A 24,002-nucleotide genomic window follows, 5' to 3' on the forward strand; every position below is an offset into this window, starting at 1 on the left:
AAGATGGTTCACTTTTTGTTTATTAAATAGACAATCAGTGTCGCCACTGCTAGCAAGCCGATTCCGCCGATCAGAATCGGCGCATACTTTCCCAAGTCGTTTGCCGCTTGCGTATTCGTTGCCGGTCTTTCAAAGGTCGCCGCTGTTTCAGCCATGGGGCTTTGAATTGCGACTCGAGCTTTGCCATGTACTTTTTTACCGACTTCAAGTGTATGCTTGAAACGGTCTTTCGAAAAATTCGTCATCAGCTGGGCCTGAAGAAGACCATAATAATCCTCATCCCATTCTGTCATTTCTTTGAATAAACGTCCGTCATGGTCTTGCCAAAGATTCGTGATTCCACTTTGTTCCACGTACTGGACTGCAGGCTGGATTTCCCTTCTCACGTCAGCCGGATCGCTCACCATATAAGAGGAAATGGCACTGCGAATATGGCGAAGATTCTGATTATCGATTGCTTCTTGTAGTAGTGTATCTGGTCTGAATTGCATTTAAAAAACCTCCTAAAAGTAAAGTATTAAATTTCCAAAACATGATCTAAACGATGAATCAGATCATCCAGCCATCTTTTCTTATCTTCGTTTCGCTGGATTTGTTCTGCCAATGATTTCTCGTTTTCGGACAGCTCTTTTATTTCAGCCACTTTTTCACTTAATTTCTTATTTAAAAGATCCAATTCCTTGATGAAACCGTTACGTAGAATCATTTTTTGCTCTTCCAGATGTTCCATAGCTCTGTGAATATTATCTTCCAAGGACTGCTTGACAGGACCGATAAATTCATGCCTCAGTTTTACGCCATCCACGTATTCAACAGTGCCATATTCATCGACCTCGTACGTTTTTGATTGGCCCCATGTCCATGGCTTGTACCATTTCTTGCTGCTGTTTTGCACAGTCTTTGTACCAATGACAACCTCTTCCGAGAATGTATGCTGGGCAACGATTGCATTGGCATCAGGCATTGATGCTGTTAATAGCTTCACTTGATCGAACTTCATCGATTCAATGCCCGTTTGATCCACAATCTCCGTCACATACGATTTATACTCCGCAATGAGCTTTTCAGCACTCGTCGTCATATAGTCCTTCGTCATTTTCTCCAAATCTGTGAGAACGTCACTTTGCAACGCTTCAACTTTTTTCCTGCTTCTATCGATTTTATTGCTTGCGTCTGATTTAGTGATTTTGGAGTCATTGAACACATTCGACACTGCCGTCAGCTCTCGCTGAATTTTCCCTTGGACCCTTTCGATATCCTCCGTGACATCGATATTTAGCTGTTGAATTCTCGTTTTTAATGTCAATGCTTTATTGCCATCTTTGATGATCTTTTCAATTCGGACCATTTGCTCATGCATGATCTTGCGCTCTTCATTATTGCGTTCAAGCTCTTCCATCAACTTTTGAGTCATCTGCTGATCCTCAATAATCTTTTGGAATGTCTCTATGGCATTCGAGATTTTGGATGTCAATGCGTATTTCTCCAAATATTCATTGATGGCTGCTTCAATCGATGGCACTCCTGTATGATAAAGTGCCTCACCGTATAGATCATCAGCATCCTTCGCATTGTTAATTGCTGCTTGAATATGTTTTTTAGCAGCTCGGCTAATTGGACTATATTGGCTTAAATGCATTTTCGGTTCATCAATGAACAGAATGGAACCGCCCAAGGCCATTTTCTGCCTAGCCGTCAATTTCTCTCCGCTTTGATGCATCCTAATCACTTTCGCCAATTCTGCCGAAATCGGGAAAATATTTGGATTATGAATCCCGTGCTTTTCCAAATATTCCTTGACGTTTTCAAGGATTCTTCCTACATCCTCATCCTTGTCAGGGTCGAATTGATCGACTTTATTCACTGCAAAGATGAACCGGTCCTTCGACTGCTTCCCACCGACCCGCATTTGTTCCGCGACAGCAGCTAGTAACGTATTATCGTCATCCGTGCTTAGGTTTGTACCGTTCAGCACGTATAGTACCATTGGTTTTGCGTCATTTTTAATAACGCGGTATGTATGATCTCTATGCGCTGAATTCATCGAGTTGTTCGGCCCTGGCGTATCGACAAGTACCAAGTTCATATCATAAGACTGGATTCCCGGGATATTTCCCGCAATTTTAATCGTAGATACATTCTCGTTTTCATTGAACTGCACCATATGCTCAGCTGTAATTGACATCTCAGTGATGATTTCATTTCCTGTGCGATCATAGCAAGCCGCTACAAATCCTTCGCGCTCCTTTTCGTTCTTAATTTGCGCGATTACCGCCGTGCATGCCTCGTTTTTTGAAGGCATCAATTCCTTACCGAGCAACGCATTGATCAACGTCGACTTTCCAGAGCTCATCGTCGCAATTACACCAATTTCAAACTCAGAATTGATCGCCTTCTCAAAGTCTTTCTGGATTTTCACATTTCGCAGTGATTCAAAGGGACCTCTTTGCATATGTTTGACGATTTTCGCAAGTTCCGTAATTTTATCGTCCGTCTCTTTTGCTTGGATATGCTCTAGTTGGATATTCGTTCTATTATTTTCATTGTTGAACTTGCAAACTTCCTCCAAGTCATTAAAGTCAGGGGTTGTACCGTGGAACACAAGCGTAAAAGTATCCTCGTTAAGGATTTCATCGACCAGAATCGGGATGATCTGTTCAACCCACACTTGGAATCGTTCATTTTTAAATCGGGTTAACGACCCGGTTTCCGTCAGGTCTACATCGTTGTAAAAAATATTCGTTTCTACCGTAAATGGATTATAGTTGATGCGAATCGTCGTCATATGCTAATGTTCTCCTTTACGCCATTTTGTTGGGGAATGCCGGTCAACTGTCTTAAACAGTGGAGAATCGAGTAAAGACCACAATTCTCCAACGCCATTTTGACGTTTTCTCTATCTATTGCAGCTTTAATCATTGGCGCTTCGATACATTCCACAGTGGAACGCTTCGCCAATGAATACGTTTCATCCTGATAAAGTTCCAAATAATTCTCCATATCAAATCTTTCTTTTCTTGTGAAATCTTCCTCACGCAAAGACTTTTGCAGCAAGAGTGATGCCCTCGATGAATATGGAATGATTCTAGGATTTTTTATGCCTAGTGAGGTTAAATAAGTTGTCGCATTTTCGATTACGCCATCGATTGACTCTTCCATCTCCATATCAATTTCATCCATTCGGTTAATGATGAACGTAATCTCTTTCGACCACTTCTCTTTTGGCACACGCCCCAATACTTGAAGGAGCAGGGCCCGATCATCGTCAGTCGCCATGTTCGCCGCATTCAACACATAAAAAATATGGCTGTTTTCTTTTGCAGCTAATAACTTCAACGTTTCAGCCGAATGCTGCCGATCCATGGAGTTATTTGGTCCGGGTGTGTCTACGATCGTCAAATTCGAATTCAGAGGGACAAACGTCGAAAACTGACCCTCTAAATAAATCCCCATTTCCTTATCATCTTCATTCCATTTCGAAAGCCGTTCTTGGTCAACGAAACTATCAAACTCTTTTAGCCCACCAGTGTTGTATCCGATATAAAATGGCAAGCCGACTCGGTTCGTCAAAGAAATTACCTTTGCCGTACAAGCCTCGTTCTTACTCGGGAGCAGATCTTTACCAACAATACTGTTAATGAACGTCGATTTTCCCGCACTCATCGTTGCAACGACGAGTAGTTCAGGACCAGTGTCCTCGTGTGCTATAGCCTGTTTATTGAGCTCTTCAGAGAAATATGCCAGTCTCTCCAATTCCTTATGCCCCATTAGTATATGATTAGCATTGCCTATTTCCCCTTGATTCAACTGTTGGACGTATGAAAGGAGGTCGTTAAACACTTCTTCCTTGATGTTCAAGTAGACTTTGATCTCTTGAAATAACTTCGTGCTTTGGACAGATTCATTCAATAGCAAAATATGTACGATGAAAATATATTTATAAGTTCGCTTATACAATCTCCAACGACTAAATGAATAATAGTTTTTACGAATTGCCTTTAATTGATCGGTGATGTCACCAGTCGTATTCGTTGCCTCGCCACTCGCTACTTTTACATAATCTTCTTCCGTAATGCCAAAATGATGTTGATAAACTTTCATCGTTACGTTTAGAAACGGTAAAAATTCCCGATCCGATTCAAGGACAGCATACAAGAGCGTAAAATAATGGTATTTCGTTATATAATTTTCGGTGCAAATCGGATGGTTTTCACTAAACAACGTGCACCTTTTGTAGTGGAATTGCTCTTTTTCATCCAATTGATACATATAAACTTGTCTCCTAACTAAGTAATCTGCTTGGCTCACTCGCTTTTAGGTATATTCGACCCTCCCTATGAAATAGATATATTTTAGGTGTTTAGGGGTATTTAAGTCCCATTAAACCCATTATATATTACCTAAATAGGAGATACAAAAGAATTCGAAGATGTTATTTTATAGAATATACATCCTCTAATGATTTTATTTACCATAGGAACTATTATCAAAAATCGCTTACTTAGCAACATCCAACTCTTTTCCTTACCTACGAACCATCATTTCTCAAAATTTTCTTGCCTAGGTTTACATACTCACTGATAGCAATCAGTTTTTTTATCTCCGATTTATGTCCAAACTCCTTTCCCTCACTCCTTACCTCTTTCCTCTATTCTATTCCATAAAAAAAATTGACCCTACTGAAATTTCAATAGGGTCAGTGAAAATATAGATTGTATAGTTTTTCAGCTTCCTCTTTCATGCGGATTACGAGTTCTGGCGGGTGAAGCACCTCTGCATCGCTACCCCATGTCAGAAGCCACCTGACAAGTCCATCACCGTACACCGCTTTTGTAAATAATTTGAATCTGCCATCCGATAATGGCCTAATATCAGCCTTCGTGCCAAACTTATCAATAACAACATTGATTAAATGATTATCGAACTCTACTTCCATATTTATTTCCTTACCTGCGTACATATGAAATAATTTCTGTAAATATTGGTTCACATCAAATGGGACTCGCGCAAAACGTTTGTCTTGTACCATCAAATTACGCATTCGATCGATTCGAAAGTGCTTCATTCCCTCGCCATCAAGCGGTTCCGCTATTAAATAGTAAAAGTCATTGCTCCATACAAGCGCATAAGGTTTCATCAAATAGAAGCTACCACTGCGATTTAACACGAATTCTTTATCCGTATTGTATTTCCCGTATTGAAACTGTATGACGTTTAAATGATGAATCGCCTCATGAAGAAGGTGCACAATGTCTCCGATCCCCTTCATCGCAACGCCATCGTCCTCAGCAACAAAGATTTGCTTATCCATTTCTTCTGCTATCCGAACACCGGCAAACTGCTTCAAGGAATTAACTAAATTGACACTCTCGTCCGGAGGAATGAACCTCGCCGCCATAACAGCATCGACTAACAGTCTTAGTTCATGTGGCTTCAAACCCACACCATCGTACCAATATAACGTCTCCAAGCCGTTCCGCATCAGCTGATGTATGCGGAACCAGCGAAACGTTACTAACTCGTCAAGATCTGATTTAATAGTGGCGCGGTTAATATCAACCTCCGGTGGGTAGAAGTCGACAATCTGATTTAATGTTAGCGGATGATTCTCTTCGGAATGCTGTTGCATGATCCGTACAAGCTCCAATAGCCTTGTTCTTGAACTATATTTCACCTTTTGACTTCCTCCATTTTTTCTTCTTCTATTTGATTTCATGAAAAGCACAGCTTCCATTAATAATTAATATTTCCCAATTAATGTTTCTTATTTAGTAAGAAACTTCTTTTAAACTTCCTATTCGGTATGATATTTTTTCCCCATGCTGTCGTATGATTTAGCAATATCTTCGAGAATTTATTACACCTATACAGAAACCTTCTCCTATTTCAGGTGATGCAATTTCGTCCATGACATCACAAACTTCTCGACAAGGTCATATTCCATTTTCGCCATGAACCTTAGAGAGCGTGCACACCCACTCTCTCTATGATACTAGCAGTTTATCATGAATTAATTACCTGGGGTAGCAGAAATGGTAAATAGAAGGGAATGTAAACATGTAGTTTTAATAAAAAAAGTTAGAAACATTATGCGGTAAATACAATAATTACATTTAATATCACTTGCTTTATTCACTAAAATTAGAAGGCATTTACATATTAAGAATGCGATAAACATACATAGGAGTGCTACGAATTAAGAAACTTATCAGTCTATCCACGGATGCTCTATTGCTCTTGCTTGGAGCTTGCAGCAGCACATCAAGCTCTTCGGAAAAAGAGATCATATCCGCTTCAGGGGAAGAGAAAACCCAAAAGACCGATGCAACGGATGAAACTGCAGATGACAACCAAAAGAAAGAGTTGAATTAAGCCATCGCAGACACGGAAAATGTGAAGGTAACTTTACTGAATGTAGAAAAAGTAGTGGACAAAGAATGGAACGAAGAAAAGTTTCTAGTAAACTTTGAAGTGGAGAATAAACGACAAGATACTATTGAAGTCCAGGCACGGGAAGTATCCGCTGATGGAAAAATGGTAGATGACTCAATGCTTAATATGAGCACAGAGGTGTCCGGCGGCAAAAAGGCTGACGCAGTTCTTACCATTCAAAACTATGATGGTGACCTGCCTGCGCTTGAGGAAAACCTTGAAATGATCCTTTATATTTTCTCTTGGGATGACGAAGATTTCGAGGAAAAACATCAGGTTACAATTGATTTGAAGTAAGATGTAAAGCATCCCAGCCATTTTGGCGGGATGCTTGTTAATAGTCTTCAAGTTATCGAGATCAAGCACGATGCAGACGGATTAAATCCCCTGCATACCTATCTAAACACATCCCCAATAGGAGATTGGATGAAACGTTCGACATCATCTTCACTATATGGACTCACATCACCTGGCGCAAAATGTTTTAATATCGCAGACGCAATTCCGAATCTAACAGTATCTTCTGCATGTTTATCTGTTAATAAACCGTGTAGTATTCCGCTCGCAAATGCGTCACCGCCCCCAATTCGGTCAACCGTAGAAAAACGATAAGGGTTTGTCTGAACTGTCCGGCCATCGATATGCATAAATCCTTGTAGCTCGTGATCATCTGATTGATAGATCTTTCGATTCGTACAAGCAATCACATTCATATCATATCGCTCAGCTGCAATCTTAAAAAAGTCTTTCAATCTTTCTTCGTTAAAGTCGTCTGGACCGTCCAGTTCAAAACTCGTACGGAAATCTTTGTATCCCGCAAAGCAGATTGAGACATACGGCAACGCCTTTAAAAACTCAGCCTTCGCTTCTTCAATCGACCAAAGAGAGCTCCTATAGTTAAAATCAAAGCTAACTGGAATTCCTCTCTGTTTCACTTCCTCTAGTGCTCTCCAGGCAAAACGACGTACCGACGGTCCTAGTGCAAGCGTTATTCCAGTCAAATGAAACAAATCGGCCCCTTCTAGCAAGAGATCCCAGTTCACTTCTTCTTCATCTATCGATTGGATTACAGATCCTTGCCGATCATAGATAACCTCTGCCTGTTTCAATGAATGCCCAGCTTCATAATAATAAATGCCAAGCCTTCCCTCACCACGTTGGACAAACGACGTATCGATTCGTAAAGATAGCAAATGCTTCATAGCAGCTTCGCCAACTGAATGACTCGGTACTGATGTAATTAATATTGCATTATGGCCAAAGTTGGACAAATTAGAGGCAACATTCGCTTCGGCTCCTCCAAAATGCACATCGAAACAACCAGTCTGGCTAATACGTTTGTTAGCTGGGGGAGTAAGTCTCATTAGAACCTCACCGAACGTGACGACTTTACCCATGGAAATAATCCTCAATTTTCGACAGAAAATCTCGTGCATTTACAGTAATCTGTTCACTGTTTCTATCTTGAATCGGTCTAGTGATTTCTCCCCCTACCCCTACTAAGGAAGCACCCGCTTTCAGCCAATCCGTTACATTATCAATGTTCACTCCGCCGGTAGGCATTACTGAAACTTGAGGAAGTGGACCTTTGATGTTTTTAATATAAGACGGCTTACATTCGTCAGCAGGAAACAACTTCACTAGCGATGCGCCATATTGCAAGGCGGCAACTATTTCGTTGATAGTCATGCAGCCTGGTATGTATAGGATTCCATACCTATTGCAAAGCTTGGCAACGTTCTTGTCGAAGGAAGGACTAACGATGAATTCTGCACCCGCAACGATGGCCATGCGCGCTGTTTCGCTATCAAGCACACTTCCAGCCCCGATCAATACGTCCGCATATTTCCCTCGTAAAGCTACGAGTAATTGGGTTGCGTTCGGGATCGTAAAGGTTACTTCCAAGGACTGAATCCCTCCGGCGACGCATGCGTCTGCAATCATTTCTCCTTCTTCGACGGATTGACTGCGGATAACAACCGCAAGTCTAGAGTCAACTAATTTGTTCAATGTTTGGCAGCGTTGCATAGTACCCCTCCTCGCTAAACTCCACTATATGCTGAAAATCCCCCATCAATCGGAATGACTACACCCGTAACAAAGCTGGAAGCCTGTTCATTCAAAAGCCAGAGAACGGCCCCTAGTAATTCTTCCGGCTCACCAAAGCGACCCATAGGAGTTTGACCAATAATTTTTTGAGCTCGCTCTGATAATTCGCCATCCTCTTTCAGCAATAGGGAACGATTTTGATCCGTAAGGAAAAAGCCAGGCGCAATTGCATTTACTCGAATATTTGTTTTCGAAAAATAAACGGCCAACCATTGCGTAAAATTGCTGATAGCTGCCTTTGCACCGCTGTAAGCAGGTATTTTCGTTAATGGTATGTACGCATTCATCGAGGAAATATTCAAGATTGTACCCCTTTGTCGCTTCGCCATGTCTTTGGCAAAGACTTGCGTTGGCAACAGGGTTCCAAGAAAATTCAAGTCAAACAGTTGTCCGATCGATTTTCCGTCCAAGTGGAAGAAATCCCTTTCTGTCGGGTCTAAGCTAAAAAATTCATCAGAGGTAGTTGCCATGGGGTGATTTCCGCCTGCCCCATTAACCAATATTGTACATTCACCAAGGTCTTGTACAATTTTTTCCTTGACCTCAAGCAGTCGGTCCGAGTCCAGAACATCTACGGAGTAACCTTCAGCAACTCCTCCTGAATGTCTGATGTCGCCAACCAATTTATCGATTTTCTCCGCATTTCTGGCTAAGATCGCGACACGAGCTCCCGCTTTTGCCAATCGCCTGCATATCGCACTTCCAATGACGCCACTGCCACCAGTCACCACAACAACCTCTTTTGAAAAATCAAATTCTTTCATCCTTCATCACCTTCTATAGAATGATGTTGGATGGTATCTATTACTCCGTTGAGATAGGTCGCGCCCAATGCCCGGTCATATAAGCCATATCCAGGTCGGCCCTTCTCTTCCCAAATCATCCTTCCATGATCCGGTCGGATTGGTCCGTCAAATGCAACTTCGACCAACTTCTTAAGAATGCCTACCATATCAAGAGATCCATCTCTTGATAAATGGGACGTTTCCTGAAATGATTTTTTTCCGGTCCATTTGATATTCCTCGCATGAACAAAGTGAATTCTTCCCTTTGCCACTTCAATCATTTCACATAGATCATTGTCCTGATCAGCCCCATACGATCCTGTGCAAAACGTGATTCCATTGTATACGCTGTCCACACTACTCAGTATCTTCTCTATCGAATGCTTGTTGGTAACAACTCGGGGCAAGCCAAAAATCGGCCATGGCGGGTCGTCAGGATGAATAGCCATATACACCTTTTCCTCTTCAGCGACAGGAATGACTTGTTCCAAAAAATACTTCAGGTTCTCGAATAGCTGATGCTCGGACATCTCCTTATAGATATCCATGATTCTCCGCAAGTCCTCTTTCTGGTACGATAAATCCCACCCTGGCAGAACGAGCTCTCCGTTAAGCGGATCGATATTCTTCACCATATCCTCATCGTAAGCAAGAGAATTAGAGCCGTCCGGCAATGGGGCGTTTAAAGAGGTTCTCGTCCAATCAAAAACTGGCATAAAATTATAACAGATTCGATAGATTCCGACAGAAGCCAAATTACGTATGGTCTGCTGGTAGTTCGCTATCCAGTGATCTCGCTTCGCTGAACCCATTTTTATATCTTCATGCACCGGAACACTCTCGATAATTGAAATCTCCAGTCCTTGGCTTTCGACTGCCTCTTTTAATTCGCGGATACGATCGACCGGCCATATTTCCCCTGCCGGAATATCATAGATGGCCGTCACGATACCTGTCATATTAGGTATCTGTTTAATGTCGGCCAGACTGATCGGATCCTCTTTCCCGTACCATCTGAAACTCATTTTCAAAGCTAATCCCTCCCCATTCCTTTAATCAATGATCAAACATTTGCTCATAATATAAAATTGAATATAATGCTGCACCCCTATAAAGCTCGCTTCTTTTTTTCTCGTATGTTATTGACATATTTCGAGTAGATGCTCTCAATGCATTTTGTTGCACTGTCTTATTGCAACTGTCCATGAACTGCGGAAAAACACTGTAAGACGAATCGATTAAAATGTGTTTCGGGTTTATTATATGAATAATTTGAACGATGGCCTTCCCCAAATAATATCCATATTGTTCAACAATAGATTGAATCGGTTTAGATTGGAGGATTTCTTCTGAGAACGTTATGTTTTCTTTCTCTTTTGGAATCCTGTGCTCGGTATGTGCGAGCTTTTCCAAAAAGGAAACATGATTGATCAACATTTCAAGACAACCATACTGGCCGCACTTACAACGATCTTTTGTCGCTTCAATCGATAAGTGACCAATCTCCCCGGCAGTCCAACTTGACCCGTTCACAATTTCTTTTTCATAAATATATGCTCCGCCTACCCCTTCACCAATCCGAATGTAAAATGTCTCATCGCCTTCTGCAAGGCCGTTCCTATTAATGGCATCCAATGCCCCCATATTTACACTGTTATGAAGATGCACGGGAACACCTAATTGTTCAAACTTAGAAAACTTCACTTCGCGCCAATTCAAAGGGGTGGATGTCAATACGATCTTCTGATTCACATCAACGATTCCAGGTATCCCAATTCCAATTCCGATCAACGTTTCATAGCGCCTGATTAGATCCCGCGTTAGATCATAAATCATATCTACTACAAGTTCGGAAGACGAACCATCGACGACAAAGGTTTGTTGTTCAACTTGTTCTCCATAATAGTTAACAACAATATAATGCAAGTTATACTTACTGACAGAAAATCCGACAGCCCGGTAGCTATCCCGATTGATTTGAATTCTAATTCGGGGTCTGCCTTTCCTGCCTGGCTCTTTAATTCCTTTCTCCACAAGTATATTTTCTTTTATCATTTCATCTACAATAAGTGATACTGTATTTTTACTCACATTCATCATTTTCACTAATTCTTGCCTAGACGTCTCACCAAGCTTTCGTACATGAGACAGTAACGTTCTTTTATTCTTTTCCCGTAATAGGCCGGTACCTTTTATCATCATTTAGTCTCCTATCCGATATCAATCAACTCCTTCCATTATATATTATTTTCATAGTTTTTTTATTTTCCCTTTAAATCTGTTAATAAATTGGTTGTTCCATTCATCCCCACCGGTTGCATTTCCGCTTTTCCAGATTGGCGGGCTGATTCCTTCGTCCGCCAGCAGTTGTACAGCTTCGATGACTACGCTATTTAGTATGAAAGCGTTGACGAATGTAGAGATTGCACCTACCTTTTGCTCTTGCCCCTCAATACTCATGACCGCATCTCCAACCTTTACCTTGGAATCAATGCTTATATCAGCGACATCATGAAGATTCATCTTGGACGGATGGCGGGCCGGGTGATTTTCTGGCGTCTCAGTTGCATGATTTAGCGAGCTGACACCAATAACGAAAACTCCCCTCTCCTTCGCCTCCAAGGCAGCATCTATCGTAGCAGCATTTATTCCATAGGCATTAACAATGATCAGCAAATCTCCTTTTTTGAGATTATAATCATTAATCACAATCCGGCCATACCCCGGTGTCCTTTCAATAGCCATTGAACGCAGGGCTCCCCCACTAAGCAAAGTGCCTTCATCCAGAATTGCACTCGCATGCATAAGACCACCCGCCCTGAAAAAAACTTCTTGGGCCGCCAGATTAGAATGTCCTCCTGGTCCGTAAACAAAAAAGACCCTATCTTCTTTTACATGTTTTGCTAATATCTTGGCTGCCTTTAGTATGTTTTCCTGTTCATCAGCCACTATTTCTTTCAGGTACCGATTGACTTCCTCATAATACTGCAACATTAAACTAGTCATGAGTTCACCCGTTCTCCGTTTTTGTACACAGATTCAATTCTCCAGCACTCTTCGTCCTGCCGGATTGTCATTAGGTCCGCAGGCGCTCCGATAGCTATGCCTCTCTGTTGTGGCAGCCCCATCAATTTAGACGGGTAATTGGATCCACGTCGAATTGCATCCGCCATACTTCCGAGTCCGCTATCAACGTAATGCTGGATGCTTTCCCAAAGACTTTGTGCTGAACCGGCAAGAAGATCAGGATTATCTTTCAAATGAAGACGTCCTTCTTCCGTAAGTGTCACTTTACCACCAACTGCCGTTACATAATCACCCGCAGGCATACCGGCTAGTGCTACGCTATCACTTATTAACACCATCTTGTCCTTCTTAACTTCCTGGATCACGCGTAATACATTATCAGGCAGATGGTACCCGTCAGCTATTACTGTTGCCCATAAATTAGTTTCCGCCAATTGATCCCATATATAATTGGGATGCCGTGGCAAGAATACATGCGCGCCATTCCCCAAGTGTGTCGAAATTACCGCACCCGACTGAACTGCTCTTTTAATCTGGTCCGTATTGGAGGCCGTATGACCGATAGCCACTTTAACTCCTGACTTCGTCGCATTATTAATGAAATAATCGACCCCATACCATTCAGGGGATAGAGTTACTATTTTTATGGAGCCCTCCGCTTTTTGCTGAAGCAACAGGAACTCTTCCCAATCAGGCTGTTTGATAAATTCCTTGGCATGCGCTCCTCGAGGACCATCTTCTTTTGACAAATACGGCCCTTCCAAATGGAATCCCCCAATATATTTGAGAACATCCGGATCACTCTTTAATGATTCCAGGTTCCCTTCAAAAATTCGCAATAAGTTGCTAATACTATTGGTTATAATAGTTGGATAGAATGTCGTCACACCAACTTGCGCTAATTCGCAGACGATCGTTTTCCATTGTGCAGGTGTTAACGGATCATTATTAAAGTCTATATTCTTATATCCATTAATCTGCAGATCGACTAAACCCGGCGTGACATACGGTAGCGATTGATCATACGCAATTTCCGAAATTTCTTTTATGAAGCCTTCAGCAACAGTAATCTCTATTGACCTGTTGCCGTCCTCCAAAATGTTTCCTTGGATTATCGTCATTGGAAATCTCCATAGGCATCCGCATCGCATACCAAGCAAGCATTTTTGTGCGTCCTCAAAATAGTCGCGGGACAAGCCGTCGAAATTGGATCCTGTAAAACTTTCCGGATTGCTGAGCGTTTGGTCGCACCGGGAACAGTACAAACTAATAGATCTCCTTTAAGTAAAGCGGGAATCGTAAGTGTCAATGCATGAGTTGGTACTTCCACCAGTGTATTAAAGCACCCGTCGTTCACTTGCTGTTGTCGGCTGAATTGGTCAAGTTCGACCTTTTTAATAGTAAAGGGATCATTGAAATCTGCAACAGGTGGATCATTGAATGCGATATGGCCATTCTCCCCTACCCCTAAACAGACGAGGTCAATTGATCCTTCAGCTAAAAGCGAACCATACTCTTCCATCATCACTTCCGGATCTTTTGTACCATCAATAAAATGAAATTTCTTCATTTTCACTTTAGCGAGCAAATGGGTCTCAATGTAATTTTTAAACCACTGGTCAGACTTTTCAGCAAGTCCAATGTACTCGTCCATATGGAATCCTACAACTCGCGACCAATCTATTCCATCAGCAGCTGTTAAATGCTTCAAAAATTCATTTTGGGATGGTGCAGAAGCAAAAATAATTCGCACTTCCTCTTTCTCTTTCAGTACATTTTTGATTTTATTTGTTGCGATAGCTGCTGAATAGGCACCCATAGCATCTCTATTGGCAAACACTTTATAATCTAGCAGATCCTTTCTTCCTTCATCTATTGTTTTCATTGTGACCTCCCATAATCTCTTTCAGTTTTTTCTCAATCAATGTTTGACTGCCTATCCTAAGCTTGCCTTTCAAATTGAAGTAGTAGATAGACTGCTCAGCCTCATACCCTCCATTGATCAATTGGCAATCATTCGCGATATACCCGATCATGCCGTTACTGTAACCGACAGGCAATACAATTGATCCGTATTGTTTGGCATACAACCCATATGAATGGACCATCTCAGCATTACAGCACAGAAAGGTGATATGTTCATTGAGCATGATCTTTTGGATGCTTAAACAACGAACGCCAGTTGTACTATTCGTCGACCTTCTCCATTCATCATACAAAATTGAATCTGAGCATTTTTCAATGCTCGTATCAAAGTACACTGGAAGGAAATCGAATGAAGTTTCCAACGTAAATTCGGAGAACTGATGTGGCGACTGTGCCATAAGATGGATAACGTCATTCGCCAGCCGTTCTCCCAACTCTTCCATGTGGCTTGCAGTGCCTCTGAAAAAATCATCTTGCGCCACGAGGTTAGGACGGACATCTCCTGCAAAGCCTTGCAAGAAAGCAATCGGTGCTCCACCAAAATGGCTACTTAGTTTTTGGCAGCAAACTCCCACATATTCACTTGAAATTTCATTTATATCTGTACTTGTCGGGTGACAAGTGAAGTGAATCAAACCTGCCCTCAACATTCCATCCCTGCCAATGAAAGAGATAAAAGTTACTTCATCATCAATTTGTATGCTGATATTAGGTTTCATAACAACAATGCCTTCGTGTTTCTTCCTACGATAAATACCTATATCCGAACACCCTTTATAAATCTCTACAGTGACAGGTTCGCCTTCTTCTAAAAATAAATCATGTGTACTTTTCAGAATCGTGTCATTTAAGTATTCCAAGTATTTCTTATCCATTATTCCAAGTTTCTGACTAAACTTGTTCGTTGTTTGCGGTCCAGAATGATTATGGGTGGCATGGAAGCATATATCTTTCCGCTCAATACCAAAATCAGCATGTAAGTTGGTAGCGATTTCGTCAACGAACTGATCATCCCACCATATCAAGTCAGCAATGAAAAGCAACAGCTTGCTTTCAGCGGAAACGAAATAAAAAATTTTCAGGAAAATAGGGGCGTATACGGTTTCCGTAGGAACATTTCGATGTGCGAATCCCGATAAATATATAGGGGTTGAAGGAGTGATGTCGACTTCCTTTACGGTCAGTTTCATTCCAGCTCGCCTTCAACCAAATCAATGATCTTGATGAAGTTTCGCATTATATGGAAGGGATCCTTTACCGGCAATGCAACTGTTTTACGAATTGGTTCGCCTGCGCGGTTGCGTATTTGGATCCATTCACGTCCGTCAGGGGACGGAAACGTCTTGAAGCAAAAGTGTTCAAGCTTTTCATACCAGCGTTCTAATTCCTTGTCAGGAGAATGGACATTATACAACAACACTGTATAAAGTGCTTCCGAATGCGGCCACCAAAGCTTCGTATCCCAAGTATCCAATATCAGTTGCTCGAAACGGTCATCTATCAGTCTTCCTTTCGGGATGCCACCGTCCACATCGACAAAACGCAACAGTCCGCCATACTCATTATCCCATCCAATATCAAGCGTCTCTTTCACTAAACTCTTAAAACCTTGTAACAATATAGGTTGGTCTTCCACCGGAAAATGCTTGAGTGCCTCATGTAAAAACCAAAGGCACTCTAGCGTATGTCCCGGGTTGATATGCCGAAAGAGTAACGTATCTGTGTCTTCTTGCCGTGACGGCAGCATTTCAACTATTCGTTTTCCTTTTATATGCAGCTGGACAATCTCCATGAACAGTGTTTTCACTTCTTCTTGGAGCTCCTCGCGCTCAGAATCATTAAACTTTACCGATGAGCTGTATAGCTCATCGGCAACATTAATCATGATCATCGGGATAGAGTGTGAGTGAAAACCTTCCGGAATTGGGTAGGGTTCTGACTTAAACATCCCCTCTTCTATTCTTCTCTTAATCTGCCAATAAACATGTTTGGCATGTTCATAAATTGCAAGGTCATCTTTATACTGTGCATAGGCGTTACACCCAAGTACATAAAAGCAATCTGCAAAGATGCTATTATCCATCTCATCATCTAAATGGGTTCCATCTTTTTTTACAGCATTCACAATATGACCATTGGGCATCATGGCGTGCTTTCGCAAAAACGCATACGTCTTATCGGCACACTTGCTCCATCTGTTACTCAAGTGATACCGTTCCTTGTTCTCCAGCAGCTTACTCGCAATCCATAAGAATCTCCCTTGAGACCATATATACTTATTTTGGCTGCTAATCTTATCGATATCATTTTGGATGCAAGAGAAAACGCCTCCATGGTCCAAATCCATTTTTGATTCCCAAAAAGGTATGAAACTGGTGGTTAGTTGAAACGTGTAAAAGTCTGATAGTGCTTTCCGATCCATGCTTTTTACAACTCCTTACACTCTTTGTTCGTCAGTGCTGACTGCCGCAATCAATGCCTCCACTTCAGGAGCAACTGTTTTTTTGCGATTTAGCAGCCCCATGCCAATGTAAACGATTGCAGAAATCATGACAGGAAGGCCGACAGCTAACGACAGAGGCACTGTCACAACATATTTAGTGATGACAAATGTGGCAAGCCCGGCAAGGATTGATGTAATTGCCGCCTTGGAATCCGAATGTTTAAACTGCGGGAATAGGCCAAGCAACATCGGAATGGAAATTGGACCGATCAAGGCACCAAACCAGGAGATGATTAGGCCTAATACTCCGCCAAAGCTTTCAGCCTGTATCCCGATGAGTAATGTTACAAATGTGAAAGTAAATGTTGTGATACGAGCAATCTTTAAAGATTCTTTTTGCGTCAAATTTTTAAACTTCGCCGACATTACTGGAAGTATATCCCTAGTGATGACTGCTGATATCGTATTAGCATCAGAAGATGTCATTGACATTGTTGCTGCAAACAGGCCCGCTAATACCAAACCTACCAACCCTGCCGGCAATAGCTCCTGAGCCATCAATCCATATGATTGTGTAGGGTCTGTCAAACCAGGCAAGATAATCGGCGCCGCCCACATCGGAAAGAACAGAAATAATGGCCAGATTAGGTATAGAATACCTGATAATATTCCGCTCTTCTTCGCATCTTTACCAGATGGTGATGAAATATAGCGTGTGGCCAAGTTCCACGTACCCCCGTTGTAGCTTAAAAACACTACAAAGAAGTAGAAGAAGACATACCAAATTGTATAAGGCTCCCTAAATAGTGCAGAGTTCTCTTTAGGCAGTTGCTCCCAAATACCAGTTAATGAACTTGGACCACCAAGTAGATTCATAACGACAAAGAACATAACTAGACCCGCTACAATCTGAACGATAAATTGTGCAAAGTCTGTCCAAACATCTGCCCAAAGCCCCCCAATTGTAATGTAAATAAGAGAAACAACACCTGACACGAGAATACCGTAAATGATTGGGATGCCTGTGAAGATATTTAACAAAATACCAATGGCAGCCCATTTCGCGCCTACGTCGAACAACTTTAACAAAACTCCGCACCAAGCCATTAATTGTTGCGTTGGCACATTATATCGTGTGGATAAATATTCAGTAGGCGACTCGATATTATAATTAATACGTAGTCTGGCCCATCTTGGCGCCAAGGTTAGTGCACCTACAATCACAGCGATTGTGATTGTTACCGCCCACCAGATATAAATACTGAAACCGTGCGTATAAGCAAGTCCTGCATAGGCAACAAAAACTGCTCCACTATACCCTGAAACGTGATGTGAAATTCCTGACAACCACCAAGGCAGCTTCCCACCAGCGACAAAAAAGTCTTCCGACCCACTGACTTTCTTGTAAGACCATAATCCAATCGCGACCATTGCAACGAAAAATAAAACAACAGCACCCCAATCTAAAAACGCCATTCCCTCTCCCCCTTTTAATCATAGTCTATGACTAAATAAAAAGTATCATACATTTAAAATAATGTAAAGATTAATTTCTTTCTGACTTTGTCGTACTATATGAAATTTAATCTAGTCTTATTCCACTGAATAAGACTTAAAAAATATTAAAAAGCCTTGGTTCAGTTGTTCCTGTCCAAGGCCATTATTACCAAAAATCACTTATTACATTTTTCTTCTCTTCAAATAGTTTTCATTTCACCAGACAAAATAATCCTTATTCACGAGGTATTGTAAGTAAAAATAATTCCTCGTTTAAATGAAAATAAGTTACATGCAAACAAATTCCCTTTGTCATTACTAAAAGAAAGAGTTGGATCCCGTACTTCTACAGTATATATCTCTTAGAACCTAATTAAGTCAATTGATCTGCCAACCATACCTCTTATTCACATTGCTTGCCAAATACGCGAATACCATCTTCCCTAACTTCACACCAAACAAATCCGATTCTTCCCGTCCTGCTTCGCCTGATACAGCGCCTGGTCCGCGAGATCAAACAATTCGTCGAATGTGGAGATGCGGCCTTGCTGATTGTCCGCGATTCCGATGCTGCAGGTAATTGGGATGACCTCCCCTTCTGCCTGGATGCGTAGTTCCTGGATCGCTTTGCTCAATTGTTGCGCCTTGCGACGTCCATCCTCCAACGTCATATGGCGCAAAAAGATGACAAATTCATCGCCGCCGAAACGGCCCATTAAGTCTGAGTTCCGCAGTCGTTGCCTGCAGGCTCTTCCCATTTCCTTAATGACATTGTCTCCGAGCAGGTGCCCATATGTGTCGTTAATCGTCTTCAGATTATCGAGATCGAGCGCGATGCAGACGATGCTTTCCTTTGTTTGGACCGCATTTAGCAGCCACTCATTCGCAGTCGATTCCGTATAGCGGCGATTATACAAGCCTGTCAAATAATCGAGGTGGACCTTCTTTTCCATTTCCGCCAGGCTGTGCTTCACTTCCATCCGGGCCACCGTCATAGCAATTTCATGCTCTCGAATGTCCTGGAGCAGCTCGATATATTCCTGCTGCACCTTGTAACCGAGCTCCATGTCCCCGGTCAGCTTGCACAATTCCATTCTTTTATTCTGAATGTTCTTCAGTAATTTCGTATCACTGATTTCCTCTGCCACTTCCTTTGACTTATTCAACGCATGAAGGGCTTCGAGGTACTCTTCCCTCGCCATCCAGTACCGGCCGTACAGGTCAAACGTTTGCGCCTTTTCTCTCGGAAAGGAGTCGAGCAGCGGGCTGTTCACCATCTCCTCTACCATTCGACCCGCTTCTTCCAACTGGTTCAGTCCGATGTGCGCGTTCACCACGTTCAATTTAACTCGATATTCCAGTATAGGAGTTGCCGGCTCATGCTTTTTGGCTGCTTCCCACCCGTGGAGTGCCTGTTCTAATGCTGATGCATAATCTCCTTCTGATGCATATACTGAGCTGTAATTACTGTACGCATTACTGACGATATTGTAATGGCCCAGCTCCATCCCTAATGAAATGACTCTTTCTAGTATGTCCTTCGCTTTACCATATTCTTTGTTATGCTCGTACAATAAAAACAAGATATTAAACCCATTTAAATCGTCGTTTCTATCTCCATGATCTGCGACATATTCCAAATAGAGATCGATGACTTGGAAAGCTTCTGAAATGTCACCCAGGCAATAATAAGAGGTGGCCAGGACAATATAAGCTGTTAAGACAGACTTATGATCCTCATGCATGAGCCCTCCCTCGAGAAGTTCATTGCTACATTCGATTGCTTCTTTATATTTTCCTTCCACCCGTAGTTGCGATGCTTTTTGTTGTAAGTCCCTCAATTCTTCTTTCTCCATGGATCTGCACCTCACATGTAGTAGTAAAAATAGACTATTGATAATAAATGATATTATTACTATAGTATCATAATAATCTTGTTAGCGGAACTATTATCCATGGAAATACTGTATTTTTATTCATAATAAAGGACCTCATCTACTATTTGAGATGAAGTCCTTCTTATAATTTTTTATTTTGGCGGAACGACCATCAATTTCGTCCCTGTCATTTTCTCAAAATAATACGTATCGCCAATGAGCTTGAAAGTAATTTCCGCTTCGACATCTCCTTGCTCGACGTGGATTGTATTTTCATCAACTGCTTGCACACGATAGCTTCCATATCCGCCGTATGGCTGGTCTGGTTTGATGAATGCTGCTGTATTAGATACAAGTTTTTTCATGGCATTTTCATCTACACTAATACTGCGGAGCGATTCTTCATCCAAGTTCGTTACGCCAAATAGCAGCGTCTTGGTCGCCCCGAGGATATGACCATTGACGAAGTAGTTATCGCCGCCCGTCAAGCGGGTGGATTCCTCTTCCTCCATCTCAGCGATGGTAAATGGATCACGCCGCGCCAGCAGTTCGTCATAGATGCTGTAGAGTTGGGCGTGGAAATCATCATACGCGGACTCATCCCACGCTACATCCGTCTCCGGTTCGACTGTGTCTTCATAATCAATTCCATACAGGTCAAGTTGATCGCCATTTAGCAGTAGATAATTTACGCCTGTGGAATGAGGACTAATAAAATTTGCCTGACGCTCGACTGCTGTAACGGGCATACCGTCGAGTGTTTTCGAACCTTCCGTTATGTAAATGCCTTGCGGTTGCTGCAAAATCATACGGTTATCATAGACAAAGAAATTTACGACCGGATCCTCCAGCAGTTGGACTTTCTTCGTCCCATCCAGTTTCCGTTTAAACAACCGTTCGTTTTCAATATAATACACCCAGTCCCCGACGATTTGATAAGAAGTTAGCTCACTCACTTCCATAACTGTCGCCAGCTCTTCTGTTTCTACATCAATCGTATGAAGGAAGGTGACATAGGATGAGCCTTTAAGCTGGGTTGTCGTGAAATAAAGCTTTCCATCACGTATGTAAATGTCGTTGATAATACCCTCTGCTGGATCATCAAAAAGTGTGGTAAGCTTCCCGCCATTTCCATCCATGCGCATAAGGACATCTGCCGAGGCATTGTCTGCAAATCGCTCTTTGCTGATGAAGTACAAATGGTCTTGATATGCCAGATACGTCATGATGAGATGCTCTTTACCATCTTCTATCCGCAATGCTTGCTTGTCCTGTCCGTTGCGCTTCACTTTCCAAAGCGAATTGCCCTTCATGTAATAAACCCAATCGCCGTCTACTGTTAATGAAGTAATTTTCGATTCGCCATCGGTCACTTCGTCCAGCAAATAATTCTTGCCGCCTTCTTCTTTGCTGTCGCTAAACAGCATGTCCTGATTTGTATTGAACAGCCGCGATTCGCTTTCCCAAACTAAGCGTGCCGGCAGGACAGTCCCTTCCGTGTATAGGTCTGCTTCAGTTGTCTGATCGCCGCTTTCGGCGACGGCCGCTTCCACTTTCTCAATGGATGGTTTTGTTGCGATTTCCTTCTCTGGTGTAGTTTCTTCACAACCGCCTACAAGCAATGCGATTGCGATGATTCCTGCAATCCTTCCTTTCAAGTGGTATGCCTCCTTCGTATTTTTATAAGCTAATTATACTGCCGAGTCACTCGAAATCTAAGGGACTATACTACTATAGATACTCAGAAATTATAGAACTTACTATTTAATAATAGTGAAATCAACAGAGGATTCCTCCCTATAAATCATGTTACATTATGTACGTATTTTTATTCATAAGGAGGAGGACCCCTTGAAATTAAGAAGATTCCTGGTTTTATTGCTCATCCCTTTTTTATTCACGGCGGCAACCGCAAAAGCGCAAACAGCGCCTTTCAAAGATGTTTCCGCATCCCACTGGGCTTCCGACGCCATTATGTGGGCTAATGCCAACGGGCTTGTGAAGGGCTATGAGGATGGTACATATAAGCCGAATACTAAACTCACGGAAGCGCAGCTTGTCGCAATTACATTCCGCTACTTCTTGAATGATGAGGTGCCGGCCGTTGCCAATCAAAAGCATTGGTCAGATCCTTATTATGCCGCAGCGAAACAATATGGGCTGCCGCTTAAAGGCTATCAAACACTCCAAAAGCGGAACGAACCCGCCACCCGCGGACTGTATGCTGAGATCTTGGGAAATCTCAATGGCATAGATGGCAATCTTGCGGATGTCGTGGATTGGATGTATGAACAGGGCATCACAACCGGACGCACCGGGAAAGGAACTAAACTTGAACAATACGATCCGACTGGTACGATCACGCGTGCCCATGCAGCCGCCTTCTTCCAGCGGCTGTCTAATCTAGGCATCTCAAAACCTGTAGACTCGACCGGAAAGGACGAAGAAGCAACAGAATCTAAACCGCTCAACGTGCCCCCTTTCCGAGCAGGCACTGGGCTAGCAAACGGCTTTGACACAACGGCATTACAACCAACCGCTACTGCATGGAATCGCTTGTCCCGATTCAGTGGACCGACAAAATTCCGAGAAGCGTGGCATATTTCCTTCGACTATGACCGGGCACCGGGTTCTCTTTTCACTTTGACCCATTCTCCGGTCATCGGGCGGGATGGCACGCTGTATGTGCAAGAAGGATTTTTGTACGACCCGAGTGCGGCTGGAAAGCTGTACGCCATTAATCCAAACGGAAAACTGCTATGGGAGCGCACGATCGGATCAGGCAAAGCATCTCCCGTCATCGGGAAAGACGGAACGATTTACGCGTATGGAGACGTGTCAATGTTTGCATTCTCTCCTAGTGGAAAGATGAAATGGGAAAAGAAATTAGGCGTGAACGGGTCGCTCACACTCGACAACGAAGGCAGGATCATCGCCACCCACACGCCATTTGTCGGAGAAGGACTGAGGGTAGTAGCTATCCAGCCCGACGGAAAAGAAGCATGGAGCCGTGCACTCGACGAAGACTCACGCTCCGCTGCCAGCCGCTATCCCGTTGTTGCGGATAACGGAACGATCTATATGCTGGGACGTACCGGCAATCTGTTTGCCCTAGCACCAAACGGTACAACCAAATGGGTAACCCAAACCAAAGCATACGACGGCACCTTATCACTCGGCCCGGACGGCACGGTTTATATCGCAGCGACCTACTTCGCGCTCGAAGCAGATGATCACATCTCAAGCGGAGGAATCGTCGCCATTACGCCGGAAGGCAAGGAAAAATGGCGGAGCGATGCAGTCGAACCAACTACCTTATCTTCCGTCATTGCCGGCCCGAATGGAATGCTATATGTCGCCGGCCATAATAAAATCGCAGCTCTTCATTCAAACGGACAGACTGCTTGGACATACGAAAACACAGACGACTTCGGCCAAGCCGCCCTCACGGTTGATGCAAACGGCACTTTGTACAGCATTTGGAAACTGTACAATTCCGCTGATACCATCATCACCTTCACGGGCGACGGCCGCTTGTTGCAGAAATACACACTTCCGAATGCAGCAGAAGAAGCCGACAGCAACTTGCTGATTGGCCATGATCGGTCAGTTTACTTGGCTGTATCGCATGAGGCGTATAATCGGCTTTATAAGCTTGGAGAATGATGGGTGTAAAAACCACTTGGCTAGTAGGACTAGTCAGGTGGTTTTTTTTATTGGTTTGAGGGAGAGATGTGTTGTGGGAAGGTCGGTATGCGCGGGTTACGCTTGCTTATGCGCGGGTACCGGTCTCGTATGCGCGGCTAGCCTTGCTTATGCGCGGGTACCGGTCTCGTATGCGCGGCTGGCGCTTGCTTATGCGCGGGTATCGGTCTCGTATGCGCGGCTGGCGCTTGCTTATGCGCG

The 24,002-nt window shown here is 42.9% G+C and carries 19 protein-coding genes; 2 read left to right on the forward strand and 17 right to left on the reverse strand.

Going from position 1 to position 24,002, the window contains the following annotated elements; all coding sequences use genetic code 11:
• Positions 1-8: 8 nt before the first annotated feature.
• The 4 genes from ACSW3C_RS09105 to ACSW3C_RS09120 form a co-directional block, all read right to left on the reverse strand.
• Positions 9-491, reverse strand: a complete 483-nt coding sequence (locus tag ACSW3C_RS09105) for a hypothetical protein (RefSeq protein WP_486562235.1) — start codon at positions 489-491, stop codon at positions 9-11.
• A gap of 26 nt (positions 492-517) precedes the next feature.
• A complete protein-coding gene (locus ACSW3C_RS09110; protein WP_486562236.1) occupies positions 518-2,785 on the reverse strand; it encodes a dynamin family protein in 2,268 nt (755 codons plus the stop codon).
• Positions 2,782-4,269 (reverse strand): dynamin family protein, encoded by a 1,488-nt coding sequence (locus ACSW3C_RS09115; protein ID WP_486562237.1) that lies wholly within the window; start codon positions 4,267-4,269, stop codon positions 2,782-2,784. Before ACSW3C_RS09115 ends, ACSW3C_RS09110 begins: the two co-directional genes overlap by 4 nt.
• Positions 4,270-4,696: 427 nt before the next feature.
• Positions 4,697-5,674 (reverse strand): helix-turn-helix transcriptional regulator, encoded by a 978-nt coding sequence (locus tag ACSW3C_RS09120; RefSeq protein WP_486562238.1) that lies wholly within the window; start codon positions 5,672-5,674, stop codon positions 4,697-4,699.
• Between the two features lie 752 nt (positions 5,675-6,426).
• On the opposite strand from ACSW3C_RS09120, the gene ACSW3C_RS09125 reads away from it, so the two are divergent.
• Complete coding sequence (locus ACSW3C_RS09125; RefSeq protein ID WP_486562239.1) at positions 6,427-6,729, forward strand: hypothetical protein; 303 nt, start codon at positions 6,427-6,429, stop codon at positions 6,727-6,729.
• A 98-nt stretch (positions 6,730-6,827) separates the two neighbouring features.
• Here ACSW3C_RS09125 and ACSW3C_RS09130 read toward each other — a convergent pair whose 3' ends face one another.
• From ACSW3C_RS09130 to ACSW3C_RS09190, 13 genes are all read right to left on the reverse strand, one after another.
• Positions 6,828-7,829 (reverse strand): sugar kinase, encoded by a 1,002-nt coding sequence (locus ACSW3C_RS09130; protein WP_486562240.1) that lies wholly within the window; start codon positions 7,827-7,829, stop codon positions 6,828-6,830.
• Positions 7,822-8,460, reverse strand: a complete 639-nt coding sequence (locus ACSW3C_RS09135) for a bifunctional 2-keto-4-hydroxyglutarate aldolase/2-keto-3-deoxy-6-phosphogluconate aldolase (RefSeq protein WP_486562241.1) — start codon at positions 8,458-8,460, stop codon at positions 7,822-7,824. The genes ACSW3C_RS09130 and ACSW3C_RS09135 overlap by 8 nt, the downstream gene beginning before the upstream one ends.
• A 14-nt stretch (positions 8,461-8,474) precedes the next feature.
• On the reverse strand, positions 8,475-9,305 hold the full coding sequence (locus tag ACSW3C_RS09140; RefSeq protein ID WP_486562242.1) for an SDR family oxidoreductase: 831 nt from the start codon (positions 9,303-9,305) through the stop codon (positions 8,475-8,477).
• Positions 9,302-10,357 carry a mannonate dehydratase gene (gene uxuA, locus ACSW3C_RS09145; RefSeq protein ID WP_486562243.1) on the reverse strand — a complete coding sequence of 352 codons (1,056 nt, stop codon included), beginning with the start codon at positions 10,355-10,357 and terminating at the stop codon, positions 9,302-9,304. The genes ACSW3C_RS09140 and uxuA overlap by 4 nt, the downstream gene beginning before the upstream one ends.
• A 25-nt stretch (positions 10,358-10,382) precedes the next feature.
• The gene (locus ACSW3C_RS09150; protein ID WP_486562244.1) at positions 10,383-11,525 is read right to left on the reverse strand and encodes an ROK family protein; all 1,143 of its coding nucleotides are present in this window, start codon (positions 11,523-11,525) and stop codon (positions 10,383-10,385) included.
• Positions 11,526-11,576: 51 nt separating this feature from the next.
• Positions 11,577-12,320: a sugar isomerase domain-containing protein gene (locus tag ACSW3C_RS09155; RefSeq protein WP_486562245.1), complete on the reverse strand. Its 744-nt coding sequence runs from the start codon at positions 12,318-12,320 to the stop codon at positions 11,577-11,579.
• Between the two features lie 8 nt (positions 12,321-12,328).
• The gene (locus tag ACSW3C_RS09160) at positions 12,329-13,474 is read right to left on the reverse strand and encodes an N-acetylglucosamine-6-phosphate deacetylase (protein ID WP_486562246.1); all 1,146 of its coding nucleotides are present in this window, start codon (positions 13,472-13,474) and stop codon (positions 12,329-12,331) included.
• Positions 13,471-14,238 carry a glucosamine-6-phosphate deaminase gene (locus ACSW3C_RS09165; protein ID WP_486562247.1) on the reverse strand — a complete coding sequence of 256 codons (768 nt, stop codon included), beginning with the start codon at positions 14,236-14,238 and terminating at the stop codon, positions 13,471-13,473. Before ACSW3C_RS09165 ends, ACSW3C_RS09160 begins: the two co-directional genes overlap by 4 nt.
• Positions 14,222-15,469: a hypothetical protein gene (locus ACSW3C_RS09170; RefSeq protein ID WP_486562248.1), complete on the reverse strand. Its 1,248-nt coding sequence runs from the start codon at positions 15,467-15,469 to the stop codon at positions 14,222-14,224. The genes ACSW3C_RS09165 and ACSW3C_RS09170 overlap by 17 nt, the downstream gene beginning before the upstream one ends.
• On the reverse strand, positions 15,466-16,701 hold the full coding sequence (locus ACSW3C_RS09175) for an AGE family epimerase/isomerase (RefSeq protein ID WP_486562249.1): 1,236 nt from the start codon (positions 16,699-16,701) through the stop codon (positions 15,466-15,468). Before ACSW3C_RS09175 ends, ACSW3C_RS09170 begins: the two co-directional genes overlap by 4 nt.
• 15 nt (positions 16,702-16,716) lie before the next feature.
• Positions 16,717-18,198: a sodium:solute symporter family protein gene (locus tag ACSW3C_RS09180; RefSeq protein WP_486562250.1), complete on the reverse strand. Its 1,482-nt coding sequence runs from the start codon at positions 18,196-18,198 to the stop codon at positions 16,717-16,719.
• 470 nt (positions 18,199-18,668) lie between these two features.
• Positions 18,669-20,075, reverse strand: a complete 1,407-nt coding sequence (locus tag ACSW3C_RS09185; RefSeq protein ID WP_486562251.1) for a tetratricopeptide repeat-containing diguanylate cyclase — start codon at positions 20,073-20,075, stop codon at positions 18,669-18,671.
• Positions 20,076-20,248: 173 nt separating this feature from the next.
• Positions 20,249-21,754 (reverse strand): DUF5050 domain-containing protein, encoded by a 1,506-nt coding sequence (locus tag ACSW3C_RS09190; protein WP_486562252.1) that lies wholly within the window; start codon positions 21,752-21,754, stop codon positions 20,249-20,251.
• Positions 21,755-21,947: 193 nt separating this feature from the next.
• Here ACSW3C_RS09190 and ACSW3C_RS09195 point away from each other — a divergent pair, with 193 nt between their 5' ends.
• On the forward strand, positions 21,948-23,762 hold the full coding sequence (locus ACSW3C_RS09195) for an outer membrane protein assembly factor BamB family protein (RefSeq protein WP_486562253.1): 1,815 nt from the start codon (positions 21,948-21,950) through the stop codon (positions 23,760-23,762).
• Positions 23,763-24,002: the final 240 nt, after the last annotated feature.

It is taken from the genome of Sporosarcina sp. AD_1 (assembly GCF_057373025.1).

Bases quoted from the DNA above. Each gene is read 5' to 3' on its own strand.
- ACSW3C_RS09160 (WP_486562246.1), bottom strand. From the start codon at position 13,474: ATGACGATAATCCAAGGAAACATTTTGGAGGACGGCAACAGGTCAATA.
- ACSW3C_RS09155 (WP_486562245.1), bottom strand. From the start codon at position 12,320: ATGTTGCAGTATTATGAGGAAGTCAATCGGTACCTGAAAGAAATAGTG.
- ACSW3C_RS09135 (WP_486562241.1), bottom strand. From the start codon at position 8,460: ATGCAACGCTGCCAAACATTGAACAAATTAGTTGACTCTAGACTTGCG.
- ACSW3C_RS09115 (WP_486562237.1), bottom strand. From the start codon at position 4,269: ATGTATCAATTGGATGAAAAAGAGCAATTCCACTACAAAAGGTGCACG.
- ACSW3C_RS09110 (WP_486562236.1), bottom strand. From the start codon at position 2,785: ATGACGACGATTCGCATCAACTATAATCCATTTACGGTAGAAACGAAT.
- ACSW3C_RS09185 (WP_486562251.1), bottom strand. From the start codon at position 20,075: ATGGAGAAAGAAGAATTGAGGGACTTACAACAAAAAGCATCGCAACTA.
- ACSW3C_RS09165 (WP_486562247.1), bottom strand. From the start codon at position 14,238: ATGAAAACAATAGATGAAGGAAGAAAGGATCTGCTAGATTATAAAGTG.
- ACSW3C_RS09140 (WP_486562242.1), bottom strand. From the start codon at position 9,305: ATGAAAGAATTTGATTTTTCAAAAGAGGTTGTTGTGGTGACTGGTGGC.
- ACSW3C_RS09175 (WP_486562249.1), bottom strand. From the start codon at position 16,701: ATGGATCGGAAAGCACTATCAGACTTTTACACGTTTCAACTAACCACC.
- ACSW3C_RS09130 (WP_486562240.1), bottom strand. From the start codon at position 7,829: ATGGGTAAAGTCGTCACGTTCGGTGAGGTTCTAATGAGACTTACTCCC.
- ACSW3C_RS09170 (WP_486562248.1), bottom strand. From the start codon at position 15,469: ATGAAACTGACCGTAAAGGAAGTCGACATCACTCCTTCAACCCCTATA.
- ACSW3C_RS09150 (WP_486562244.1), bottom strand. From the start codon at position 11,525: ATGATAAAAGGTACCGGCCTATTACGGGAAAAGAATAAAAGAACGTTA.
- ACSW3C_RS09105 (WP_486562235.1), bottom strand. From the start codon at position 491: ATGCAATTCAGACCAGATACACTACTACAAGAAGCAATCGATAATCAG.
- ACSW3C_RS09180 (WP_486562250.1), bottom strand. From the start codon at position 18,198: ATGGCGTTTTTAGATTGGGGTGCTGTTGTTTTATTTTTCGTTGCAATG.